Below are 23373 nucleotides of genomic sequence, written 5' to 3' on the forward strand. Positions count from 1 at the left end.
TTAATTGGTCAGGAGCTGCTGCTTCTGGGCTGTAATCGGCACACGGATCAGATTAAGCACGAAGGAGAGGCCTTTACCGCCCTCGCCCGCTGCGAGCAGGATCGCCTTCGTTTCCTCGTCGTCGTCCAGATTGGCGGACGATACGAGCGCCGCTCCCAGGTGATCGAACAAGCTTTGGATCCATGCCAGCGATTCCGTCGACTTCTCGTCGCCCGCGGAAGATGAGCTTGATTTGCTGTCATCATCGATAACCTTTCCGAACACGGCCGTGCGCATTATGAAGTGGATGACTTTGCCGACGACCTCGATGCCGGAGCCGGCTTTTTGCAGCTTTTTGCGATCAGGAGCCTCTTTCTTATTTCCCGCAACGAGGAGCGCAACCGTCTTGACCGACAGGATGCCCGTAATGGCCAGCATCGTCCATTCCATGGCCTCAACCTCCTCGCCCTTGTTCACATGCATGCCCAGCGCTTCCGTTGCCAGACCCAGCACGCCTAATCCTGCGCCAAGCCACAGCTGCCAAGCTTCAGCCGGCTTCGAACTGCCTCCTTCGCTTACAACATTGCCCTGCACGTATAACTGATATCCCGTAAGAATCATGCTCATGAATGAACCTACAAGTCCGCCCGCCCACGAAAATTTGCGCAGCCCGTCAACCCCCGACTGAACGGTTACATTCCCGAACGAAAGCGGAATGATATCACCTTTCTTGAAAGGCGCCTCTCCCAGCATGAGCTTGTAGGCTATGGTGGCCGGAATGGCGCAAAGCATCATCACGCCGTCAATCATCCGGAACGAGGTGTCGATATGGGCGCCCGGCGCGACGAACTCCACCAGCTTCTCGATAAACGGAAACCTCACTTTCGCGAACAGCGCGTCGCGGGCGACTCCGATCAGATTCTGCATCAAGTCGAGGGTCCGCAGAACAAAATCGCGCAAGCCCGCCAGTACGCCCTCGAGCACATCCGTTCCCACTGCAACAAGCACCTCTTTAACCGTTCCGAAACTGAGCTCTCCCGGCTTCGGCATCGCACCGTCGAACAGCCGGCCGATGTCCGTCTGCAGCTTATCCCACATGGTCAGAAGATCACTCATCTCATCGCCCAAGAGCCCCTCCACGAACTGCTCCGCCGCCGCCATCGCCTCTTCCGTCACGTCCGGACCTTCCACATGGACGATATCATCGGCGAGCTTTCCGATTTTCTGCGTGACCCATCCGACCACGCTGTTGCCGCTCACCTCGTCCAGCAGCTTCTGGATCGGAGCGGCCGCTTTGCCAATATCGTCGATAATGCTTTGTCCCGGACCTGGTCGGCTCGGCTTCACCGGAGCGGCGCCGCCCGCCGCCCGCCATTGTCCGATTTGCGCAATGGCTTTGTCGAAACCGCCCGCCGCTGCCGTCTTCATGCGGCCGACGGATTGTTTCAGGGATGTCAACGCTTCATCCGCCGCCTCCACCATTGCTCTGCGGACCAGCACGATATCTTCCCACTCGAGCAGAAATTTCAAGTAATCCCACAGCTTCTCCAGCCCCGTCTTTACCTGCGCCCATAACCATTTGAAGAAAGCACCCGCTTCCTCGAGCGTTGCGAGCACGAATTTCTTAATCTTGTCGCCGATGGCGCATATGAATTGGAACGCGCCTTCCGCTTTATGAAGCACGAAGGTCAAGCCCTCCTTCATTTTCTCCCCGATCCCCTCGAAGAAGTCGGCAATCGTATGGCCAAGATTGACGAAGAAATGCTCGGCGCTTTCCGCGGCCCCGATCAGCTTCGAAATGGCGTCGTCGTGGATAACGCGCACGCCCTGCGCATCCGATTGAATGCCCCAGCGGTACGCATCGGACAATGCATCTGCCCGCAGCACAGAGCTGAATGGGGCGCCGGCCGGAGCTGTCCGCACATCCGGAGCGGCTCCGTTCGAGGAGAGGGCGAGTCCGGCCGCCTGATTGAGCGAGGCGGCTACCGCATCCACCTGCCCCTTGTCCGGGCCGGTCCGGAAGTTGTCCGGCAGCAGCGGCATGTCGCCGCTTGGCGTCTTCACCGTCGCGGCGCGAAGCTCATCCGCTGTCATCGATTTGAACCGGTCGAACACCCCGGATGCCGGATTGACGTCGATGTGGCCGTCGACGCCGTCAACGGAGAAACGATAGACGGCCGGAGTCAGCGACTTCACCCGGTTGAACAGGCTGACGCCGCCGTTCAAATCGGTGAGCGTATCGACAGCCGCGCCAGGGCCGAGCATCACGGCATCTCCATTGAGCGAAACGCTGGACAGCACGGATGCCGTCACCGAAACTTTAACCGCCCGCTTCGGCGCACCTGCGTCATCCAGGACGCGAAGCGAGGTTCCGTAGCACGTTACCTGCATCACCTGGTCCGGATCGGATACATGCAAGGGGCTTTCCTGCCAGACGCCGGTTCTGTTATCCTGCCAGATGTATCCCGCATGGGCATCGGTATATACCGCCAGAACCGATGCCGTCGTATGTCGGTCTCCCGGGACCGGCGCCATTTCCTGCACTCCGCTCCGCAGCCGTAAGGGTGGTTCCCAATCCGTGTCCGCATTCGGACGCTTGACGACATTCAAATCGCCATTTTGCAGCAGCGCCCACAGGGAGACACTCCCGTCCGCTGCCTCGCCGACGATCACATCCTGTACATTCGCCGACGCCTCCGGAGCGACAATCTGTCTGACCCTGGCGTCCTCGGCATTATCCAGCTCCGCAGCAGGGATCAGGTGCAGGCCCTGTCCGCCAATATATAAATTTGTGCCGTTCTCCGTCATGACGCCCGTCTCCAGGACATTAGCTCCAGCCGGGCAGGGCAAACCCACGACGGGAGGTATGGTTGCAGGCTTGCCCCCGCCGTCGTATTCGGGGAATGGCCGGAAGGCCAGCACGCGGTCGCCGCTGCCTATGCCCAGCACATGCAGCCCTCCTCCGTATGTCGGATGAACGCCAGCCTCAAAATCAAGAACTTCTTCCAGCGTAACGGCCGGATTAAAAACGAGCGCGCCTGCGAATGATGCTGCTCTGTCACTGCGCAGCAGATACACGGCCTCGCTTGGCCCCCTGCTGCCTGCCAGCACGACCGTCCACAAATTATCGCCTTCATCCAATACCCGAATCCCTTCAACGCGGACATTTTCCCTTGTCCCGCAGTCCGACCAGGCGATCTGCTCCCAGTCGCTGCTTGCGCTGGATAAGTTATAGGCTGCGAATATGCGGCTTTGCGTCTGGCCGGGACCGGCATCGACCGCTACGGCGATCGTGATGCGGTCGTCATCGGTCCAGCCGGCGCCGACGGCCCGCACCTGCGGCGCCCCTCCCACAGCGGAAGCAAGCGACGCGCCAAGATCGGCCAAGCCCCAGCCGCTGTCCGCCTTATGGTCTTGACGCACAAGATAAAGCCCGTTCTGATTGCCGATCGTCAGCACCATCGGCGTCACAACGCCGGATTTGCGGTCGGGCAGCGCAATAACGCGCCGTTGAAATCTCCCGTGTGCAGCCGGATCGGCCAAGTCCTCGCGGCCAAACGTGCGGGCCGCCTCCATATGATCGATAATATCGTTCGAAACGGTAAACTGTATGGAATTCCCACTCACATCATTAGCGGATAATCGTACCACTCGCGGTTTGTTCATTGCGAGACTCCCTTCCTGTTCAAGATTATCAATCGGTTCATCATGGCGCTTTATAAATGACGTCCAGCAGCAGATCGCCGGTTTGGCTGGAAAAACGAAGATTCTGGAACGCGAACACGCCGCCGCCCGGTGGGATGAAGTGGCTTTGCGCCATGTCGACTTCCACATGGCCCAGAGCATTTTGCAGCGCGGTATGCAGTACGCTCACTTTATCGGCGACGATTCCGCCCAGCATCTCCAGCATGGTTCCTTTGCTGATGCCAAGCAGCTTCGGTATCCAGGATACGCCGTTCTCCACGACGCCGAAGCCGCTGGCATCGTCTTTGGTCTGCTTGAAATCGCCGATGCTGTAATTCAGCTGCGAATTCACGGAAAAATCGGATGTTCCTCCCGGAGTCGTCAGCATAACGGACCCGCTGACAGGCTGATTTCCCGCTGCTTCCAATCGGGCCGTTTCCGTGCCGAGAGGACCCAGCGTATGCTCCGTATACGAGAACGATCCATCGATACTGCCCGAGATATCCAGACGGTTCGTCCCCGGGACGATTGCGATTTCGAGCCAATAGCTGCGGGACTGCTCCACCTTCCGGTCAACGAGATCCCGGCTCTTATGGCTGCTGGAATCCTGGAAGACAAAGCGCCGCTTCAAGCCGTCGACAACGGGACTTGCGCCAAGCTCCTTCATAAATTGCGGCATCAGATAATTGTCCAGCAGCACTTCCTTGCGTATCGCCATGATGCCGGATACGAGTCCCTGCGTACCGTCGATCATCGCCGGATTGATCCAGTCATCTGAAAGCTTGATCCGCGCCGCATTACTATCATCCGGCAGATTCCGTCCCGAGAACATTCCGAGATAACTGAGCGTCGCAGCGTCAGCCGCCTTCCAATTGGCATGAACGTCAAACACGAAGTCCGTCATCGCAAACGTCGGGGTCTGATGCTTGGTGTTGCGCCGCACGACGGTACCGAGCATAAATTCGCCCATTTCGCCTTGAAGCAGATTGTTGAGACAGCTCAGCGTTCTGGTGCGGGCATATTGGGAGACGGCGGCCGGTATGGAGACGTTCTTGTTGTCCGACAGGAGCAGATCGACTTCCATCAGCTTCATAAATAAATATTCGATGGAAAAGACATCATCCGGCAGCCCGCTGGCATCGATCGTTTTCTGGGCCGTTTCGTACGCGGCCGGATCAATCGAGGCGATCGTCTCGAGATCGACCGGCTTTTTGTCCAAATCCGTAATGAACGATAAGCTCCAGTTGGAAATCGCTTGATCCGCAGCCTGCTCCTCGTCCTCGTCATAGTAATGGACATTGCCCGATTTCAATGTTAAAGTCACCTTCACCTGGCCGAGCTTCCCGTCCTCTACATTCAGGCTCACCTCGAGCGGAGCGATTTCGGCCGTCAAGCCGAATCTGGATGGAGTGCCGTCATTCTTCTTCGGATAAATGTCCAGCGTGTCGCTAAATTGCTTCCGCCGCTTCCACGCTTTCCACGCATAAGCCATTTGGCTGTTGATCGCCTTCTGGGAAATCGCCAGGCACAAATCGAAGTCCGTAAGCAGATTTTTACTGTCGTTCATATTCAATCTCTCCTTTGCAAAAGTTAGGGTGTGCTCTTCGTCCGGTCAATCGTTTTGCTGGTCAAATATCCGGCGTGACTGATGCCCAGCAGTGCCAGCAAGCCTTCGCTGACGGCCGGAAATTCAGTGAGACCACCGGGAGCCCGGCTGTTGAACAGCTGCAGCAGCAGCGCGGCATAGCTGGCCGCGGCAATGATCGTGAAGAAAAACATCTGCAGCTTCGCCATGTCGACAATATTCACGTTCTTCACTTCTTCCCCCTTGAACATATCGGTCCATGACGCATCGGAAAAGTTCGCATTGGCGTACAAAATGCCATCGCTTCCTTCGAGGTCCGCGGGCTGAAGCTTATCGGCCTCGTCAGGGGAAATCGTCTTGGCCTGCTTGGTCGTATGAATGAGCGGCGTTGCGACCAACGAAGTGAAGCTGATGCCCATAAGCGCCCATAAGTGCCAATCCATCGCGATATTGAGGGCGTTCCCGATATCCTGCAGCCCGTATATGCGCAGCGATGCTGCGGTGTAATAAGCGGACAGCAGCACGATCGTCCAAAGCACCGTCTGAAATCTCGACAAGCTGATTAAGTTGCGTTCATTCACGAGCAGACCCAGCGGTCTCCCCGTTATGCGCAAGCTGACGATCATAAAAAAGCAGGAGATGAGCGCGACCGATCCGATCCACAAAGCGCCCTGGCCGCGGCTTACCTGCTTGCTTAGATCAGCCGCCTGTTTCTGCGCCGCATGGGCAGCGGCTGGCTTCGGGTCGGCCTGGAGCGCGGCCAGAATCCGGTTTACTTCGGTTTTCATCAATGGGATATCAGAGAGTTCCTGCATCGTCAGCTCCCTGCCGAAGAGCTGCTGCTCCAGCTCGATAACGAGTGTTTTGGTCTCCGGTTTGGCCAGATTCACATAGGCCAGGACGCCTGGAAGAATGAGCAGCAGCAATAAAATGGCGAGCAGACCGGCAGCTCCGGTGAAGCCGATCTTCTTCGGCGAAGGTGCAAGCCGCACTTGTGCCATCGTTCCGGTCACTCTCCCTGCACCTGGAAGCCGCCGCCGCGGCCCGAAGTTATATTCGTGTCGACCGGTATGCCCGCTACCATAGCGCCCGCCAGCTGCTTGATATTCCAATCGCTGAACGAATCATAACCGCTCCAGCCCCTTGATTCGGCCAGCCAGGCGTATGCAATGCCGCCGCCAAAAGCATCCCGCATATGCCGGCAGGTAAGACCGGACCCGTAGATGCCGATGTCATACGACGTTCCAGCCGCTGCTTCCTCACGGAAAGATTCGATGACACCCTGCATATACCGGCTTACAGCACCGGACAGCTCCTCCTGCGAGGCATCGAAATCAACGGTAAAGTAAATCGGCGTGTTCGCAGGCTGACCGATGGAACGGGCATACCGGTGGGCATCGCAGCCGTCCCTTTTCCCGGCATCATACGAGAAATAGTCCGGTGAAGCGGGAAATCCGTTCTCCCATACCGCAACGAGATGCAGTCCCGCCCCGGACAAAGCCTCCGCCTCCTTGCGGGTCACATTCTTGCCCGGGTTGTTCCGGTTGTAATACCTGCATACAAAGTCATAACCCGCTTCCTTGATGGCAGCGGCGAGCGAATGGCAGTTGACCGTCGTATCGACGCCTTTTCCCATTGACGCTCCTCCCTTCTTCCTTTGGATTAAATAGTCTTTCTGATTCAGTTATACAGGGAATGATTGTCATCCCGACAGTTACGGATGTCGGGATTCTTGTCATATGACAAGAAAAAAACCGGCCCTGATAAGGGCCGGCGTGTCTATCGCTATTTATAATTGCAACTGTTTCAGCACAAGCATCGCCTTCGCCCGGTCGCTTACCCCGATCTTCGAGTAAATGACACTGACATAATTGCGGATGGTGCCCTCATGCATATACAGCGCTTTGGCAATTTGCTTGTTGGTCAGCCCCTGCGCCATAAGACTTGAGATTTCCGCCTCGCGCCCGGTCAGGCGGATTTCGTTCTGAATGGCTTGAAGAGAACCGCTTGTAAGCTCCGTGGCCGCCGAAAGCCTGGTCAAATTCGCAGCCAGCTTGGCGGCGATAACGGCAGGCATCATCAGCTGCCCGGCTGCGGCGTCGCGTATCGCCTCGATCAGGCGCCTGCCCTCCATGTCCTTCAGCAGGTAACCGCTGGCTCCGTGGCCGAGACCGTCCAGGATATATTGATCCTCGGCGAAGGTAGAAAGCAGAAGGATCACGGTATCCGGCGATTCTTCCTTCAACCGCTTCGTGCATTCAATTCCGTTCATGACAGGCATCTGGATATCGAGCAAAACCACATCCGGCTTCGTCGCACGGGCGGTCTCAAGCGCCTGAAGACCGTTCTCCGCCGTGCCGACCACCTCCAAATCAGGCTGGAGCTCCAGAATCGTCTGCAGGCCGTCCCTCATCAGCGCCTGATCGTCGACAATCAATATGCGCAAAGGCATCATGTTCCCTGCCCCGATTCCGGTACCGGCAGCCGGATGCGCAGCTCCGCGCCTTCATCCGCAGCCGCCTGCAAAGCTAACGTGCCATGCACAAACTCCACCTGGTTGCGCAGCGCAGTGAGGCCGAATCCGTAGCGGAAGCCATCAGGATCCAGACCGTTGTTGCGGAGAGTAAAATCGATGAGGCCGCCGCCGCAGGTCAGCCGGAAATGGAAGCAGGTGCTTCTCCCATGGCGGATGCCGTTCGTCAGCCCTTCCTGCAGCGCATGGCAGATCAGCTTGATTTGATAGAACGTCAGCTGCGGCAGCGGCTCGATCCGGCAGTTGATTTGAACGCCCGCGTACGCCTCGGTCTCCCGGACAAGCCGTTCAAGGTCCTTATGCAGATCGATTGTCTCCCGCTGCTCGGCCAGTTGATGGACAGAGCTGCGGATTTCGTCCAGACCTTTGCGGACGAGCTGCTGCGCCAGCTCCATTTTTTCCGAAGCCCGCAATGCGTCGATTTCGATCAGATATTTGCCTGCTTCGAGCTGCACCACAGCCGTCGTAAGCGTATGGCCGACGACGTTGTGAATGTCTCTGGCGATGCGGTTGCGTTCCTCCAGCACCGAGATTTCCATCATCGCCTCGTAAGCCTGCCGAATGGATGCCTGCAGTTCTCTCGCCCGCAGCTCCAGTTCCTGCGTCCGCTCGCGCACTTTCTCCTCCAGGGTTTCCTTGTCGGCGACGACTCCGCTGAGAAACTGGTAGGTGCGGATCGAGGTGTACACCGTGCTGAACAGCTTGGTGCTGGTCAATTCCGTTTTTTCCTTATAATCGCTGATATCGTAGGCTCGAATGACCGTATGCTCCGGCGCCTGCCCCGGCTGACCCGTCCGCAGAATGATGCGGACAAGCTGATTGCCCAGCTCCTCGCGCAAAACCCTGACGAGCGTCAGTCCGGAATCGTCCCGCTCCATTACAACGTCAAGCAGCACCACGGCAATATCCGGATGCTTCCCCAGAAACCCGATCGCTTCGGAAGCGGAGTACGCGCTGATAAACTGCAATTTTCTGCCCTCGAACATATGTCTTTCCAGCACCAGCTTCGTTACCCTGTGAATATCCCGGTCATCGTCGACAATCAAAAATTTCCAATAGCGGACCGCCTCCTGATCCGCCGGCTCTTCATCAGGCAGCAGCAGCATATCGGAAGCCTCTAAAACCGTATCGTTCATCCCGCTCCCTCCATCTGTACGCTTTGTAATGGCAGCACCATCTGAAACGCTGTCCCATAGCCCGGGACGCTGTCGCACACAATCGTACCTCCCCAGGTTTGCACCACCAGGTTGTACACGATGCTAAGACCAAGACCGGTCCCGCCTTGGCCGCGTTTGGTCGTGACGAACGGATCGAAGATCCGCGGCAGTAAGCGGGGCTCGATGCCCGTGCCGTCGTCCGAGAAGGTGACGATCAGCGACTGTCCATCGGATTCAGCCCGAATGACAATCGTTCCTTCCTGCGATTCGTCGTATGCATGCAGCAGCGAATTCAACAGCAAGTTCGTGATGATTTGGAATAAAGCGCCCGGGTACCCGTCAATCTCCAGCGAGTCGTCGACGTTCAGGACGATCCGGTGACGGCTTTGCTTTATTTTTGGCGAAAGGCTCAGCAAAATATCACCGATATAGGCCTTCACCCGGAATGAACGCCGCTGCTCGAACGTCTGATCAACGGCAACCTGCTTGAAGCTGGAAATCAGCTTCTCGGTGCGCTGTAAATTATCCAGCAGGATGGATGCCGTCTCCCCGCACTCGGCAAAATACGCTTCCAGATCGCTCCGCCGCAGCACTCCCTGACTGTAGCTGTCCAGCAGCTCCTTCGACCTCTCCACCAAATGGGATGATGCCGTCACGCCAATCCCGACCGGAGTGTTGATTTCATGCGCAACGCCCGCCACGAGCTCGCCAAGCGAAGCAAGCTTCTCCGACTGGATAAGCCGGTTTCTCGCCTGCCGGAGGGAGGCCAGCGTCTCCTCGAGCTGCTCGGTCCGCTCCTTCACCCGCTGCTCCAGCGTCTGGTTCCATTTCGCGAGCTGCAGATGCAGCCGAATTCGCGCCATCAGCTCGCGCTTGACGACGGGCTTCGTCACATAGTCGTTGGCGCCGGCGTCGAAGCCTTCGATTAAATCGCTGTCCAGCGGCTTGGCCGTTAAAAAAATGACCGGCAGCTCGTTGGCCGAATACAGCCTGCGAATGCGCGAGCATACTTCGAAGCCTGTCATTTTGGGAAGCATGACGTCGAGCACCGCAAGATCCGGCTTATCGCCGCCCTCGATGAGATGAAGCGCCTGGATCGGGTCTGACGCCTCGATAACGGTATAGCCTGCCATCGTCAAATGATTGCGCAGCACTTGAAGATTGACCGGATCGTCATCCAGGATCAGGATCCGTTCCGGGCGTCCGCTTTTGCCACCTGCCGTTGTCTCCCATGACTCCTGCGGCGTTACGCCGCTTGCTTGAACGGCGGCGATGTCTGCCGGCAGGCTCTCGAAAGTCTCAGTCCGCTGCGGCTGAGGGTGCCGGGACGGCCTTTGCAGCGTGAAGACGATGCTTGCCCCGCCGCCGGTCGGAGAATCCACGCCGATCCTTCCCCCATGCAGCTCGACGAGCTTCTTGGTAACGGAGAGACCAAGCCCCGTGCCTTCGTGCGCAGCGCCCTCTCCCTGTTCATAAGCGGTAAAAATACGTTCCCGCAATTCATCCGGAATGCCCATTCCCGTATCCGTCACCCGTATTTCCACTTCATCCCCAAGAGCCGAGGCGGTGACCGTAATGCTGCCAGATTCCGTAAATTTGACCGAATTCCCGATCAGATTATGCAAAATTTGCTGCAGCCGGTTCCCGTCGGCCAGCACGGCAAGCTGCTCCGGCACTTCGTTGACCAGCTTGACCTTCTTCCCGGGCAGCGTCGGTTCATTCAGCTGCAGCACCGTGCCGACGACGCTGCGCAAATCGATTTCCGCCCGGTGCAATTTCAGCTCTCTGTTGTTTAATTGGGCATAATCCAGCACGTCCCCCACCAGAGTGGCCAGCCGCCGCCCGCTCGCGATGACAAGCTGCAGGTTGCGGACAGCCTGATCCGGCAGTTCCCCGGCCACCCCGTCGATCAACGACTCGGATAGTCCGATCATGCCGTGAAGAGGAGTTCTCAGTTCATGGGACGTTTGGGCAAGAAACTCGTCCTTCAGCTTATCCATAGCGAGCAGCCTGCTGGACATCTGCTCGACTTCGGTGAACGCCCGGACAAATCTGCGTGCCAGAATGAGCGACTGCATCGAGATGAAAACAAGCAAGCCATAAGGAGCCAGCGATCCCAGATGCGTCTTCTCGCTCATGTATAGAAAATCATGCAGAATGGTTCCCGCCAAAGCGGCATAACCGATCAGAAAAACCAGCGTGCCCGCCTGCCGGTCCCGCATCGCCCGAACCAGTACAAATAAGGTATATGCGATCAGGGCGCAGGTGAATAACTCGAACGGTATCAATATTTTGTCATACCACCGCTGCGGGGTCAGCAAGCAAAACAGCGTCGCGCCGCCGCCCGCCGCCTGGGTAACCGTAACCGCCCTGCGGGCAAAATACCGCGGATATAACGTCTGTACGAACATGGCAATCATGACAAGACCAAAGAAGAATACGGCATAAGGAACTTTGCAAAACAGCTCCCAATTCAGGCCCGGGAACCAGTTGTAAATGTACCGGTCATTGACAAACAGAATGCGGATCGCCACAAGCAGCGAAAAGATTCCCAGATACAGGGCGGAACGCTCACGCCTCCGCAGAATGAACAGCACCAGATGGTAAAGCGCCATAATGGTGCAGGCTCCGAACGAGACAAATGTCCCCTCCATATTCTTTCTGTATAACGTTTCGATCTGTGCCGAAGTGCCGAGCTGTATATTGTTCTGGAAGCCGCTCTTCGTGTAGCTGTAATTCGACAGCTGTACTACAATTTCCAGCATATCTTGACCGGAAGACAGGCGAATCGGCGCCGTTTGCACGATTTGTCTGGCAACCGCGCTCTTCGCATCCGTCCCGACTGTCCCTGCAGACGCAAGAGGCTCGCCGTTAACCCATATCCGGTAAGCCGTAAAAATATTATTTATCTTAAGCGCCAGGGCGCTTTCTTCCGGTTTCACATGAACCTGCAGACGCAGCGTCGCATAACCGCCGGCAGGGAAGCTGAGATCCTTCACCGCCTCGCGATTCCAATATCCTGGTGATGTAAAATATCCGGTAAGTCCGGGCTTCCTGGGCTCCCGAAAATCATCCGGCGTCAGCAGCTGCGACCAATAAAATTCCCACTCTCCGCCTAGGGAAACCGCCCCTTCCCGCTGAAAGTCCCAGCCCGACAAGTCGAGGGTGCCGGCCTTCGCCCGGGAATCCGGATGCGGCTCCCCGCCGCTTGAAGCCATACTGCAGCCGGCCAGCCCGATAATGACAAGGGCAAGCAGCGTCAGCAGCCGCATGGTTTTAGACATCATTGAGGAGAAGCAGCTCGTCGCTTAACCGATAGCCGGCATTCAGCGGCAGGTCGGTTCTGTTCGAGAAATCGATCGGCTGATAGCTGTTGGACGGCTCAGAACGGTCCATGATGCCCAGGCGCATATAGGTTTCAGCCACCAGCTCGCTGCAGAAAAAGCTGGATGTGCCTGCCTGGATATGGAGCTTTCCTTCCAGCAGCTCAAAGGCCATCCGTTCGAGCGAAGGGAACGACGCTCCGTGCACCTCGTTGATAAACTGCGTGAGCTTATCCGGGATTTGCGCGTTCCGGTCCCCCTCCAGCAGGCGGAAGGCGAACAGGGCATCGTATTGATCGCTGACATCCGTCGCGATGCGCTCCCGCAGCAGCACAAGCATCGGTCCTGTCTTGATATGGTGCAGCTCCACATCCGGAAGCGTCTGTGTCGTGGTGGATTCCCAGAACAGCAGCTCTTCCACGTCCGGCAGCTTGACGACCATGCCGATATGCGACCAGAGCGAGCCCTCGACCGCCTCTACCTGGATCGCTTCGGGAAAGATTCCGTGGCAAAGCAGCAAATCCCCCGTTTGCAGTTTTCCTTTGATTTCGTCATAAGTAACGCGCCTGCTGTTCATAAATCCCCTTCCCTTCGGTGGAAAATTTTAGCTGTCATCCTATTCTATCAAAACATTGATTGACCGTGGAGAGGGAACTTCCAGCAGAGAAAAAGGATTGACGGGCAGAGGCGCGCATGATACTTTAATAGCAATTAGTCCTAATGTAGGACAAATTGACGGACAAGGGAGGATGATCGGAATGAGCTTAACTAAAGGGCTTGTAAAAAACCGGACTGTCGAGCTGTTGAAGGTGGAGGTTTATGAGAATCGGCTGGCAATGGGCCACTCGGCCGCTGAAGCGGCAGCGGCCAAGATGAAGGAGCTCCTGGCGAAGCAGGACGGGATTCGCATGGTTTTTGCCGCGGCGCCTTCCCAGAATGAATTCCTGCAAGCGCTCCGCACGACCGACGGCCTGGACTGGTCCCGCGTTACCGCCTTCCATATGGATGAATATATCGGATTATCTCCAGAGGCGCCGGAACGGTTCAGCGCATTTCTGCGCAACGGGCTCTTCGATCTGGTTCATCCCGGCACGGTTCATCTGATTGACAGCAGCTCCTCCGCAGTGGAGGAATGCCTGCGTTATGCCTCTTTGCTGCAGCAGCAGCCAATTGATATTGTCTGTCTGGGCATCGGGGAGAACGGGCATATTGCCTTCAATGATCCGCCGGTTGCCGACTTTAAGGATAATGTATTTGTGAAAAGCGTCGAGCTGGATGAGATCTGCAGGCAGCAGCAGGTCAACGACGGCTGCTTCCCCAATCTGGACGCTGTTCCCACTCACGCCATTACTCTGACGATTCCCGCCCTGTTCTCCGGAGCCCACTTGTTCTGTATGGTGCCGGGCCGGACGAAGGCGGCAGCTGTCGCAGCGACCTTGAACGGCCCTGTCACGACGGATTGCCCTTCTTCCATTCTGCGCAGGCATCCGGACTGCACCCTTTATACCGACACCGACTCGTATGGAAAGCAGGACTGAGAGATGTCCTATCCAGAAACGACGGTTATCCGGGGAATTCATTATATAAGCGGCGAGCCATTTGCCGTGACCATGAAGAGCGGCGTCATCAGCGGGATTCATCGGGAAGAGCGGACTGCCGGCGACGAGCTGCTGCCCTGGCTTGCGCCAGGCTTCGTCGACCTGCAGATCAACGGCTGCAGGGGACTGGACTTCAACACGATTCCCATTGCAAAAGAGACCACCATGCAGGTGACGAGGGCTTTGTGGGAGGAAGGTGTTACTTCGTATTACCCGACGGTCATTACCAACGGGGACGACGCCATTGAACAGGCGGTCCGCAGAATTGCCGGGGACTGTCTCGAGGATCCCGTGTCTGAGGCCGGAGTTGCGGGGATTCACCTGGAGGGACCTTTTATATCTCCGGAGGACGGCCCCCGGGGCGCACATGGCCAATCACATACCAAAGCTCCCGACTGGGAGCTGTTTCAGCGCTGGCAGGACGCTGCCCGGGGGAAAATCAAACTGATTACGCTATCGCCGGAATGGCCGGGTACGGCAAGCTTTATCGAGAAGTGCGCGAAGACGGGCGTGCAGGTCTCCATTGGCCATACAGCGGCTGCGGAGGAACAGATCAGAGAGGCTGCCGCAGCCGGCGCCCGCTTATCGACGCATCTGGGCAATGGCGCGCATCTGATGCTGCCCCGCCATCCGAACTATTTATGGGCGCAGCTGGCCGAGGAGGAGCTGTGGACATGCATTATCGCCGACGGATTCCATCTGCCCGATTCCGTGCTTAAAGTCGTCCGCAGCGTCAAAGGAAAACGAACCATACTCGTCAGCGATGCTGTTTATTTATGCGGTATGGCCCCAGGAACATATGAGAACCATATTGGCGGAAGGGTTGTCCTGACGCCGGAGGGAAGATTGCATCTGGAGCAAAATCCCCGCTTGCTTGCAGGATCGGCCCAAATGCTGCATCGCGGAATAAGCCATATCGCGGGAAGAGGGATTGCCCCCCTCTCCGAGGCTTGCGATATGGCCTCGATTCACCCGTCTGCCCTCATGGGACTTGCATCAGCGGGCGGCTTGACGATTGGCGCCCCTGCGGATCTGGTGGCGTTCGAATGGTCGGGCCATCAGTTGAATGTCCTGCAGACGTATAAGCACGGCAGCTTAGTCTATACACGTCCGCAAGCGGACCATTAAGTGCTGCACGCGGCGACGATGGCGGCGGCTCAGTTCCGGCTTCGTTTCAGAGGCGCGGCGACGGCCGCCCGTCCAGCTTCTCGATTTTCTCGCAAATCTCGTGCTGCCACTGTGTATCTCCCGTCATGGACGCAAGCAGCGATAGATTGTACAAATTAGCCAGCTGCCTGCAGTAAGAAGCATTGACAGCCATGCAGTGCTCAAAATCAGCCTGCTCCTCTTCGCTTAAGCGGCGCCGCCCTTTCAGGGTCCACAGCTCCGCCAAGCGCTCATGTATCGGAAAAATTCCCATCTGCTTTTCGCCTCCTCTACCAGCCATTATGGCCAAAAGAAGAACAAAATCTTCCTGCCCGCAGATTAATGAAGGGAAGAACCTGGCAGAAGCCTTCATCCAGAGGATATATTGATGCTGGTATGATCACTTTATACAGAGACGGCCTGCTGCGTTCTCATATTCGGCATCTGTCATGGCATCCGCATATAGTCTACGATGGGCTGCCACGCTTCAATTCTGTCCTCTGTCGTCCGCATCCGGGCTGTCGGGATCGGACTTGTAGACGGCAGGCGCAGCAGGCTCACTCTGTCGTTCATGGCATGCCCGGCAAAATGCTTCTTGTACGTGTCATATGACTTGTTTCCGTTGAAGGCGAGCGCGCGGATAGCGGGATATTCAGCCAGCAGCCCCGGCAAATCATTGGGAACGGCTTCGCGGATGCTGGAATCCAGACTGCCCTCACGCTCGCAGGCTGCGATCACATCCCACAGCGCAACGCCCCGCTCCTGCGCAAAAGCCAACCGCTGCCCATAATCCCCGGCAACCGCAAGCCCCGCCAAACCATACAGCACCGGCCAGAAATGATTGCGCGGATGGCCGTAGTACTGATGCTTCGCCAGCGAAGCGGTGCCCGGCATACTGCCCAGCACCAGCAATGTCGATTGCCCGTCAATAATCGGCGGAAACGATTGAACCTCCATTCACACACACCTCCATTTTTGCATCTGAAGCATCTGAAAACAAAAACAACCGATAGCCGGGTTCAATACCGGAATATCGGCTGCAATAGCACGTTTATAAAAGAATCTACTTGATAAACCCGAGCAGAATCTCGCGGATCACTTTCGCCGCCACGATCTGGGTTTGCTCGGTCGGATCATACGCCGGAGCCACCTCAACGAGGTCGCAGCCCACGATGTTAATGCCCGCGCGCGCGATGGCATGTACGGATTCAATCAATTCCTTCGACGTGATGCCGCCCGCTTCCGCGGTACCGGTACCCGGCGCGCAGGAAGGGTCAAGCACATCAATATCGATCGTCAGGTAGACCGGACGGCCCGCAAGCTCGGGCAGCACCTTCTTAAGCGGTTCAAGCACCTCGAACGGATGGAAATTGATGTTCTCGCGGGCAAACTGCCATTCCTCGCGCGAGCCCGAGCGGATACCGAACTGATAGATATTGTTGCCGCCGATCAGGCCAGCCGCCTTACGCAGTGGAGTCGAGTGGGACAGCGGCTCTCCTTCATACTGCTCGCGGAGGTCGGCATGCGCATCGAAATGAATGATAGCAAGATCCGGATATTTGGCATAAACCTCCTGAAAGATTGGCCAGGATACGAGATGCTCGCCGCCAAGGCCCACCGGCATCTTGCCGTCCTTCAGCACATCGCGAACGAATTCGCCAATGATATCAAGGGAACGCGCCGCATTGCCGAACGGCAGCAGCAGATCGCCCGCATCGAAGTATTCGATATCCTCCAGACTGCGGTCCAAATAAGGGCTGTATTCCTCCAGGCCGACGGATACCTCGCGGATGCGCGGCGGTCCAAAACGCGAGCCCGGACGGAACGAGACGGTAAAGTCCATCGGCATGCCGTAGATAACAGCCTTGGAAGCGGCGTAATCCTCGGAGCTGAGAATGAACACATTGCCGGAATATTTTTGATCCAGTTTCATATGGTTGTTATCCTCTCTGCCCTACTTAATAAGGTCTTCCACGAATCTAGGCAGTACAAAAGCCGCTTTGTGCAGGCGCGGGGTGTAATATTTGGTGTCGATTTCCGGAATTGCGGACTCGTCCACCTCAAGAGGATCATATTTTTTGCTGCCCATTGTAAAGGTCCACAGACCGCTCGGATAAGTCGGCACATTCGCCCAATATACGCGGACGATCGGGAATACTTCCTTCACATCGCGGTTGACGCTTTCGATCAGATCCGCTTTGAACCAAGGGTTATCCGTTTGCGCAACGAAAATGCCGTCTTCCTTGAGCGCATCGTAGATGCCTTGGTAGAAGCCGCGGGTAAACAGGTTGACAGCCGGACCAACCGGCTCGGTGGAATCCACCATAATGACGTCATATGCGTTCTTGTGATCATGAATATGCATGAAGCCGTCGTTCACGATAACCTCTACACGGGGGTTGTCCAGCTCGCCTGCAATGTTAGGCAGGTATTTCTTCGAATATTCAATAACCTTGCCGTCAATATCGACCAGTACAGCCTTCTCCACCTTCGGATGCTTCATGATCTCGCGGATTACGCCGCCGTCTCCGCCGCCGACTACCAGCACATTTTTAGGATTGGGATGCGTAACCAGCGCGGGATGCGCAACCATTTCGTGATAAACGAACTCGTCCCTGTCCGTTGTCATGACCATGCCGTCCAGAACGAGCATCGTGCCGAATTCTTCGGTTTCGATCATGTCCAGCTTCTGAAAGTCGGTTTGCTCGCTAACATAGGTTTCTTTTATTTTCGCGGTAATGCCATAGGTTTCGGTTTGTTTCTCGGTGTACCACAATTCCATAATGGTTGTCCCTACCTTCATTTTATATACAGGCTCAAATGATATCCTCATGGTTCATACGGCCCATTCTACCTCGTCAATGGTTCAATCTGTATTATAGTAGAACCCCGCGAAAATGCAACCTTTGCAGCAGCCCCTCACAAAAAATTAATGTGACATTTGCCGATTGATGAATAGCCCGTCCTACTAATTTCCATACTAAGGGAAGAAGAAGATGCATAAACGGTTTTCACATAAGGGGACCAATTGGATGAAAATAACAGGTTCAGGGCAGGGTGGAGCAAAGCGCCGACTGCCCTTTCGTATTCGCCTCGAAAAATGGATGCCGCTGCTGCGCCGCGTAAAACGCCTCTTCATCTATGCGGGCGCAGCGTTCGCGCTGCTGTTGGTCGCGGCCTTCGCCTTCCTGTTCTATTTGCGCACGCAGGCGCTGCCCGTCTCCTCCATCAGCCAGACCTCGCAGATGCTGGACCTGCAGGGCAATGTGATCGATACCTTCCACGCGGAGGAGAACAGGCAGTCCGTTCCGCTTAAATCCATATCGCCCTATCTGATCGAATCGACATTGGCGATCGAGGATCAGCGGTTCTATGACCATCTCGGCTTCGATATCAGAGGAATGGCGCGCGCGGCTGTCGTCAATATCGAGCATTTGAAAGCCAAACAGGGGGCCAGCACGCTTACCCAGCAGCTTGCCCGAAATCTGTATTTGTCCCATGAGCGGACTTGGTCGCGCAAGCTGAAGGAAGCGATGTATACGGTTCAACTGGAAATGACCTACTCCAAGGACGAGATTCTTTCGCTTTATTTGAATCAGATTTATTACGGTCACGGTGCTTACGGAGCGGAAGCCGCAGCGCAGCTGTATTACGGCAAGCATGCTTCCGCGCTGACGCTTGCGGAGAGCGCCATGCTTGCGGGCATTCCGAAGGGGCCGAAATATTATTCGCCCTACAGCGATATGAAGAATGCCAAGGACCGGCAGAAGACAATTCTGGGCACGATGGTCGATCAAGGCATCATCACGCGCACCATTGCGGACAAGGCCGGCGCCGAGGTGCTGAAATTTCAGCCGTTGGGCACAAGCAAGCAGGATGGAACCGCGCCGTATTTCCGCGATTATGTTCATCTGGTTGCCGTTGACAAGCTCGGGATTGACGAGCGGCTGCTGAGCGAGGGCGGTATCCGCATCTTTACGACACTCGATGGGGATGCCCAGCGGGCGGCCGAGGACGCCGTCGCGGCAGGCATTCCCGCAACCTCGGAGCAGCAGGCGGCGCTCGTATCCATTGATCCGAGGAACGGCTATATCAAGGCGATGGTCGGGGGCCGCGATTACAAAACCAATCAATTCAACCGCGCTTTCGCCAATACGCGCCAGCCCGGATCCTCCTTCAAGCCGGTGCTGTATCTGACGGCGCTTCAGGAAGGAGCCATGACGCCTGTATCCCGCTTCAAAAGCGCGCCGACGGTCTTTACCTACGATGAAGGCCGTAAAACTTACGCCCCGAGCAACTATAACGACAAGTACACCGGCGACTTTATTGATATGCGGCAGGCGATCGCCAGCTCCGACAATATCTATGCCGTGAACACCATTATGGCTGTGGGACCGGAGAAGGTTATTGCGATGGCGCGGCGGCTGGGGATCGACAGCCCCATGCAGCCTCTCCCTTCGCTGGCGCTGGGCACCTTTCCAATCAGCCCCTTCGAGATGGCTTCGGCCTTCGGCACCTTTGCCAATGCCGGCGTCCACGTGGAGCCGACGGCGATCCTGCGCATCGAGGACAGCAAGGGCGAGGTGCTGTATCAGGCCAAGCCGGAGTCCGCGCAGGTGGTCTCCCCGGCGCAGACGTATGTGCTGACCAGTCTGATGGAGAGCGTATTTGACACTGGCGGCACAGGGAGCCGCGTCGCGGCAATGATCAAGCGGCCCGTCGCAGGCAAGACAGGAACGACGGCGACCGATGCCTGGCTGGTCGGCTATACGCCGGAGCTTGCCACCGCCGTCTGGGTCGGCTACGACAAGGACCGCAAGCTGACCACGGCTGAAGCGCACCGCGCCGCGCCGATCTTCGCCTCCTATACGGAGAAGGCTCTTGAAGCCGTGCCGCCCAAGCTGTTTCCGATGCCAAGCGGCGTCGTGTCCGTCTATATCGACCCCACCAGCGGCAAGCTGGCCGCGAACTCCTGTGCCAGCAAGCGGCTGGAGACCTTCGTCAGCGGCACCCAGCCGACTGAGGTATGCGGCGACCACGGGGATACCGCTCCTGCAGCGGCCGGCGACGGCGCGGCGCATGAAGAGACCTCGTGGTGGAAGCAGCTTAAGCGCTGGTGGACGGATTAGGATTGGCCTGTCTTGGGGATTTCCGACTGGTCAGTCCTAGATGATTGCCGCCGTTCCTGGGGATGGCGGCACAACGCGCAGGTCGAAGGTAGTTCTCAAAGGGACGGGCGTATTGCAGCAAGGTTTTTCCGGCTTCTATGGCCGATTTCCGGAGCTGCTGTTCGTGTAGGCGGGATTTTCCTAGCTGCGAGAGGTCGTTGGAGCTCTGTGGTCGTATTACCGGCACTGCAGCAAGATTTTTCCGGCTTCTATGGCCGATTTCCGGAGCTGCGGTCCGTGTAGGCGGAACTTTCCTTGCTGTAGAGGTCGTTGGAGCTCTGTGGTCGTATTACCGGCACTGCAGCAAGGTTTTTCCGGCTTCTATGGCCGATTTCTGAAGTTGTGCTTCGTGTAGGCGGGATTTTCCTTGCTGCAGAGGTCGTTGGAGCCCTGTGGGCGTATTACCCGCACTGCAGCAAGGTTATTCCGGCTTCTATGGCCGATTTCCGGAGCTGCGGTTCGTGTAGGCGGGATTTTCCTTGCTGCAGCTGCAGTTTGGGTTTTTCGGGTAATAGGCCAGCACCGCAGCTATGTATCTGAGAACATAAGATTGGAAAGTCTATTGAGAACTGCCATCGTTACCGTTTAGATGAATGCTGACGACAAGTCGGCTGACCGAGAAATAATTTTGAAGCTGGGCTGCAAATCACCCGTAAAATATTTCAAAGGCTCTACTGGCTGACTCCATCATCTACAGGCACACACAGGCTTCTCAAGAGTATAGGCAAAATTTGTACTGGTGAATTCAAAAAAGGTCTCCTGCCTAAGGAGACCTTCTTCAAGTTCAGGAGCAGCGAAGCGGGCGGGCGCATGCAGTAACCTATAAATCGAACGGTCAGAGCATACTTTGCAGGAAAACTGCCATAAGCGGGAAGCCTGCTTCGGAAGCAACTGTCCGCCGTCCCGTGTCAGCGGAATCTCCGCCATTACATCTGCATTCAAAGATCAAAGCGACAATAACGAACGAAGAGCACAGCCGGTTGTCAACCGGAGTTTTAGATGCTTCTGCCAATATAGATTGGGTTGGTCAAACATGTCATAACCGTGCGTTCCATTTCCTTAATATAACGCCTGGACTCCACCCGGTAGAATAAACGGTCAGCCGATCCCTCGAAGGAGAAAACAGCCTGCTCATCATCCGTTGTCCATTCGGCCTCAACGCCCCGGTCGGACCAGAGACTGATCCGGTCTCCCTGCAGCTTGCTGGCTTCAATAAGCAGCGGCACAGCTGCCGCAGGACTTACCGGGGCAATCGTATCGCCGATACCCTGCATGCCCGATGACAATGTGATGAAGCTGTCATCCGGATCCGCGGACAGCACTACGCGGCCCTTGCGTATGCCATTCAGCAAGCCCTCTACTGTCTCCGACTCGGTCCAGATCGAGGACACCGGTCTGCCGTGCATGACCAAGCGCTCGGCGCGATGCGTATCGCTGCCGCCAAGGGCCACAATCCGTTCTCCCCTGCTGAGCTGCTCCTGCCACCAGCGCACGGCCCTCTCATTCAGCTCGCGCCAGGGCCCATTCCACACTTCAATGGCGTCATAAGGAACATCGAAGCCTAGCTCCCAAGGGCAGAGGTCGCAGAACGGATGATTCAGGGATACGAATGCGCCCATATCGCGCGCCTTCCAAAGCTCAGACGCAGCGGCATCCGGCGTCAGAACGCGAAAATCGCCGAGCGCATCAAGCTGGCCGAGCAGATTGGCATGCCCTCTGTAGCTTGTCAGCTCTACGCCTGGAATCAAAAGCAGACGGTCGTCATTGGCGAGCGTGAAGCGGTTCTGCGATGCCGTATTATGATCCGTCAGAGCGATAAATTCAAGGCCGCGCCGGGCGCATAGCTCGATCGTTTCGGCAGCGGTATAGCTGCCGTCGCTGTGAATGGTGTGCATATGCAAATCACCCTTCATCCATCGGCTGTAAGCGGGCACGGCGGTTATTTCCACCGTAACCCTGCAGCCAGCCTCCGGCACGCGGTACGCTCCAAGCAGTACCGCCCACGTTCCGGCAGGCAGCGGCCCCGCCAAATAACCGGGGGTCGCTTTCTCCACACCGGCGAAGAAGGAATCACGCGCGCCTCCGCTCCAGCCCACAATCCGCTCCGGTGATTTCAAGCCGATATCGACAACGGAACCAGCGGAACGGTTATCATAGTGGTAACGGATTTCTATCCGTTCAAACCGCTCATTTGCCACCTCGAAGGGAACCTCTATATAAGTCTGCTCCTCTTCCTTCGTGATAAACCGTTCTTGAATCAAATGAAGGGTTCCCGGCTGCGCTTCATGCTGCGTGAATGATTTTGCCACTATAACCTCTCCTCCTTTATTCCTTGTTCGCTCCAAGCATAATGCCCTTCATGAAATATTTCTGCACAAACGGGTAAACCGCGAGCAGCGGAATAATGCTGATCAGAATGCCCGCCATCCGCACATTGGTCGTCACCAGATAATTGCTGGATACGGAGCTGGTATCGATAATCATCGATTTCAGCGCCACCTGCAGCGTATATTTCATATTGTCATTAATGAACATGACTGCAGGGGTGAACATATTCCAGCGTCCGACGAACTCGAAGAGGGTGACCGTAGCCAGGCCTGCCGTTGCCAGACGCATATACATCGTCAGAAAAATACGGAATTCCCCGGCGCCGTCGATCTTGGCCGATTCGGACATCTCATAGGGAACATTCATAAAGAAATTACGCATAAGCAGGATGGAGAAGCCGGACACGAGGCCCGACAAAACCAGTACAGACAATGTGTTTATCAAATGCAAATCCTTGTTCACGACATACAGCGGAATCATCACGGCTTCCTGCGGCACCATCATGGTGATCAGAATAAACGTAACCATTACCTTCCGGCCGGGCACATGCGGATGAATCAATACATAGCCCGCAAGCGCCGACAGCAGCACATGCAAAACAGTTCCAACCACGGTAACGATCGCGCTGTTCATCAGCGGCCGCCAAATATCAAGGCTTTTCCATACTATGGTGAAGCCTTCGACGCTGAATTCTTTCGGAAACAGGATAATGTCCGGCTGCATGGACGCAAGTCCGGAGGAAAACGCCAGCGATATGACGTTCAGGAACGGAATAATCATTGTCAGCATCAGAACAAGCAGAAAAATAATATTCAGCGCGTCAAAGCATTTATTTTTCCAGCCCAGTCGGTCAAATCGTTCTCCATTCATGG

At 56.3% G+C, this 23373-nt stretch carries 17 protein-coding genes; 3 read left to right on the forward strand and 14 right to left on the reverse strand.

What is annotated here, in order from left to right; genetic code table 11:
* The 8 genes from AC0YOB_RS32875 to AC0YOB_RS32910 form a co-directional block, all read right to left on the reverse strand.
* Positions 1–3645, reverse strand: coding sequence for a hypothetical protein (locus AC0YOB_RS32875; protein WP_475796375.1), 3645 nt, complete (start codon positions 3643–3645; stop codon positions 1–3).
* 40 nt (positions 3646–3685) lie between these two features.
* The gene (locus AC0YOB_RS32880) at positions 3686–5230 is read right to left on the reverse strand and encodes a hypothetical protein (protein ID WP_475796376.1); all 1545 of its coding nucleotides are present in this window, start codon (positions 5228–5230) and stop codon (positions 3686–3688) included.
* A 23-nt stretch (positions 5231–5253) separates the two neighbouring features.
* On the reverse strand, positions 5254–6249 hold the full coding sequence (locus tag AC0YOB_RS32885; RefSeq protein ID WP_475796377.1) for a hypothetical protein: 996 nt from the start codon (positions 6247–6249) through the stop codon (positions 5254–5256).
* Between the two features lie 8 nt (positions 6250–6257).
* Positions 6258–6884 (reverse strand): glycoside hydrolase domain-containing protein, encoded by a 627-nt coding sequence (locus AC0YOB_RS32890; RefSeq protein ID WP_475796378.1) that lies wholly within the window; start codon positions 6882–6884, stop codon positions 6258–6260.
* A 153-nt stretch (positions 6885–7037) separates the two neighbouring features.
* Complete coding sequence (locus tag AC0YOB_RS32895; RefSeq protein WP_475796379.1) at positions 7038–7703, reverse strand: response regulator; 666 nt, start codon at positions 7701–7703, stop codon at positions 7038–7040.
* A complete protein-coding gene (locus tag AC0YOB_RS32900; protein ID WP_475796380.1) occupies positions 7700–8917 on the reverse strand; it encodes an ATP-binding response regulator in 1218 nt (405 codons plus the stop codon). The genes AC0YOB_RS32895 and AC0YOB_RS32900 overlap by 4 nt, the downstream gene beginning before the upstream one ends.
* Positions 8914–12225, reverse strand: a complete 3312-nt coding sequence (locus AC0YOB_RS32905) for an ATP-binding protein (RefSeq protein ID WP_475796381.1) — start codon at positions 12223–12225, stop codon at positions 8914–8916. Before AC0YOB_RS32905 ends, AC0YOB_RS32900 begins: the two co-directional genes overlap by 4 nt.
* Positions 12215–12838, reverse strand: coding sequence for a hypothetical protein (locus AC0YOB_RS32910; RefSeq protein WP_475796382.1), 624 nt, complete (start codon positions 12836–12838; stop codon positions 12215–12217). Before AC0YOB_RS32910 ends, AC0YOB_RS32905 begins: the two co-directional genes overlap by 11 nt.
* Before the next feature lie 181 nt (positions 12839–13019).
* Between AC0YOB_RS32910 and AC0YOB_RS32915 the strand changes: the two genes are divergently transcribed.
* Both AC0YOB_RS32915 and AC0YOB_RS32920 read left to right on the forward strand, forming a co-directional pair.
* Positions 13020–13799: a glucosamine-6-phosphate deaminase gene (locus AC0YOB_RS32915; protein WP_475796383.1), complete on the forward strand. Its 780-nt coding sequence runs from the start codon at positions 13020–13022 to the stop codon at positions 13797–13799.
* A gap of 3 nt (positions 13800–13802) precedes the next feature.
* The gene (locus AC0YOB_RS32920) at positions 13803–14987 is read left to right on the forward strand and encodes an N-acetylglucosamine-6-phosphate deacetylase (protein ID WP_475796384.1); all 1185 of its coding nucleotides are present in this window, start codon (positions 13803–13805) and stop codon (positions 14985–14987) included.
* A gap of 46 nt (positions 14988–15033) precedes the next feature.
* Here AC0YOB_RS32920 and AC0YOB_RS32925 read toward each other — a convergent pair whose 3' ends face one another.
* The 4 genes from AC0YOB_RS32925 to speE form a co-directional block, all read right to left on the reverse strand.
* A complete protein-coding gene (locus AC0YOB_RS32925) occupies positions 15034–15279 on the reverse strand; it encodes a DUF7667 family protein (RefSeq protein WP_210046172.1) in 246 nt (81 codons plus the stop codon).
* 173 nt (positions 15280–15452) lie between these two features.
* Entirely contained in the window at positions 15453–15962 is a 510-nt protein-coding gene (locus AC0YOB_RS32930; RefSeq protein ID WP_475796385.1) for a DNA-deoxyinosine glycosylase, read from the reverse strand.
* Positions 15963–16068: 106 nt separating this feature from the next.
* Entirely contained in the window at positions 16069–16938 is an 870-nt protein-coding gene (gene speB, locus AC0YOB_RS32935; protein WP_475796386.1) for an agmatinase, read from the reverse strand.
* 21 nt (positions 16939–16959) lie between these two features.
* Positions 16960–17787, reverse strand: coding sequence for a polyamine aminopropyltransferase (speE, locus tag AC0YOB_RS32940; protein WP_475796471.1), 828 nt, complete (start codon positions 17785–17787; stop codon positions 16960–16962).
* Between the two features lie 250 nt (positions 17788–18037).
* On the opposite strand from speE, the gene AC0YOB_RS32945 reads away from it, so the two are divergent.
* The gene (locus AC0YOB_RS32945) at positions 18038–20134 is read left to right on the forward strand and encodes a transglycosylase domain-containing protein (protein WP_475796387.1); all 2097 of its coding nucleotides are present in this window, start codon (positions 18038–18040) and stop codon (positions 20132–20134) included.
* A gap of 1034 nt (positions 20135–21168) precedes the next feature.
* Here the strand turns inward: AC0YOB_RS32945 and AC0YOB_RS32950 are convergent.
* Both AC0YOB_RS32950 and AC0YOB_RS32955 read right to left on the reverse strand, forming a co-directional pair.
* Positions 21169–22482 (reverse strand): CehA/McbA family metallohydrolase, encoded by a 1314-nt coding sequence (locus AC0YOB_RS32950; RefSeq protein ID WP_475796388.1) that lies wholly within the window; start codon positions 22480–22482, stop codon positions 21169–21171.
* Positions 22483–22498: 16 nt separating this feature from the next.
* Positions 22499–23371: a carbohydrate ABC transporter permease gene (locus AC0YOB_RS32955; protein ID WP_210046178.1), complete on the reverse strand. Its 873-nt coding sequence runs from the start codon at positions 23369–23371 to the stop codon at positions 22499–22501.
* Positions 23372–23373: the final 2 nt, after the last annotated feature.

The organism is Paenibacillus sp. JT31N17, from assembly GCF_056269255.1.

Excerpts from the sequence above, each read along its gene's own strand:
- AC0YOB_RS32875 (WP_475796375.1), bottom strand. The coding sequence starts at position 3,645 with ATGAACAAACCGCGAGTGGTACGATTATCCGCTAATGATGTGAGTGGG.
- AC0YOB_RS32880 (WP_475796376.1), bottom strand. The coding sequence starts at position 5,230 with ATGAACGACAGTAAAAATCTGCTTACGGACTTCGATTTGTGCCTGGCG.
- AC0YOB_RS32885 (WP_475796377.1), bottom strand. The coding sequence starts at position 6,249 with ATGGCACAAGTGCGGCTTGCACCTTCGCCGAAGAAGATCGGCTTCACC.
- AC0YOB_RS32890 (WP_475796378.1), bottom strand. The coding sequence starts at position 6,884 with ATGGGAAAAGGCGTCGATACGACGGTCAACTGCCATTCGCTCGCCGCT.
- AC0YOB_RS32895 (WP_475796379.1), bottom strand. The coding sequence starts at position 7,703 with ATGATGCCTTTGCGCATATTGATTGTCGACGATCAGGCGCTGATGAGG.
- AC0YOB_RS32900 (WP_475796380.1), bottom strand. The coding sequence starts at position 8,917 with ATGAACGATACGGTTTTAGAGGCTTCCGATATGCTGCTGCTGCCTGAT.
- AC0YOB_RS32905 (WP_475796381.1), bottom strand. The coding sequence starts at position 12,225 with ATGATGTCTAAAACCATGCGGCTGCTGACGCTGCTTGCCCTTGTCATT.
- AC0YOB_RS32910 (WP_475796382.1), bottom strand. The coding sequence starts at position 12,838 with ATGAACAGCAGGCGCGTTACTTATGACGAAATCAAAGGAAAACTGCAA.
- AC0YOB_RS32915 (WP_475796383.1), top strand. The coding sequence starts at position 13,020 with ATGAGCTTAACTAAAGGGCTTGTAAAAAACCGGACTGTCGAGCTGTTG.
- AC0YOB_RS32920 (WP_475796384.1), top strand. The coding sequence starts at position 13,803 with ATGTCCTATCCAGAAACGACGGTTATCCGGGGAATTCATTATATAAGC.
- AC0YOB_RS32925 (WP_210046172.1), bottom strand. The coding sequence starts at position 15,279 with ATGGGAATTTTTCCGATACATGAGCGCTTGGCGGAGCTGTGGACCCTG.
- AC0YOB_RS32930 (WP_475796385.1), bottom strand. The coding sequence starts at position 15,962 with ATGGAGGTTCAATCGTTTCCGCCGATTATTGACGGGCAATCGACATTG.
- speB (WP_475796386.1), bottom strand. The coding sequence starts at position 16,938 with ATGAAACTGGATCAAAAATATTCCGGCAATGTGTTCATTCTCAGCTCC.
- speE (WP_475796471.1), bottom strand. The coding sequence starts at position 17,787 with ATGGAATTGTGGTACACCGAGAAACAAACCGAAACCTATGGCATTACC.
- AC0YOB_RS32945 (WP_475796387.1), top strand. The coding sequence starts at position 18,038 with ATGAAAATAACAGGTTCAGGGCAGGGTGGAGCAAAGCGCCGACTGCCC.
- AC0YOB_RS32955 (WP_210046178.1), bottom strand. The coding sequence starts at position 23,371 with ATGAATGGAGAACGATTTGACCGACTGGGCTGGAAAAATAAATGCTTT.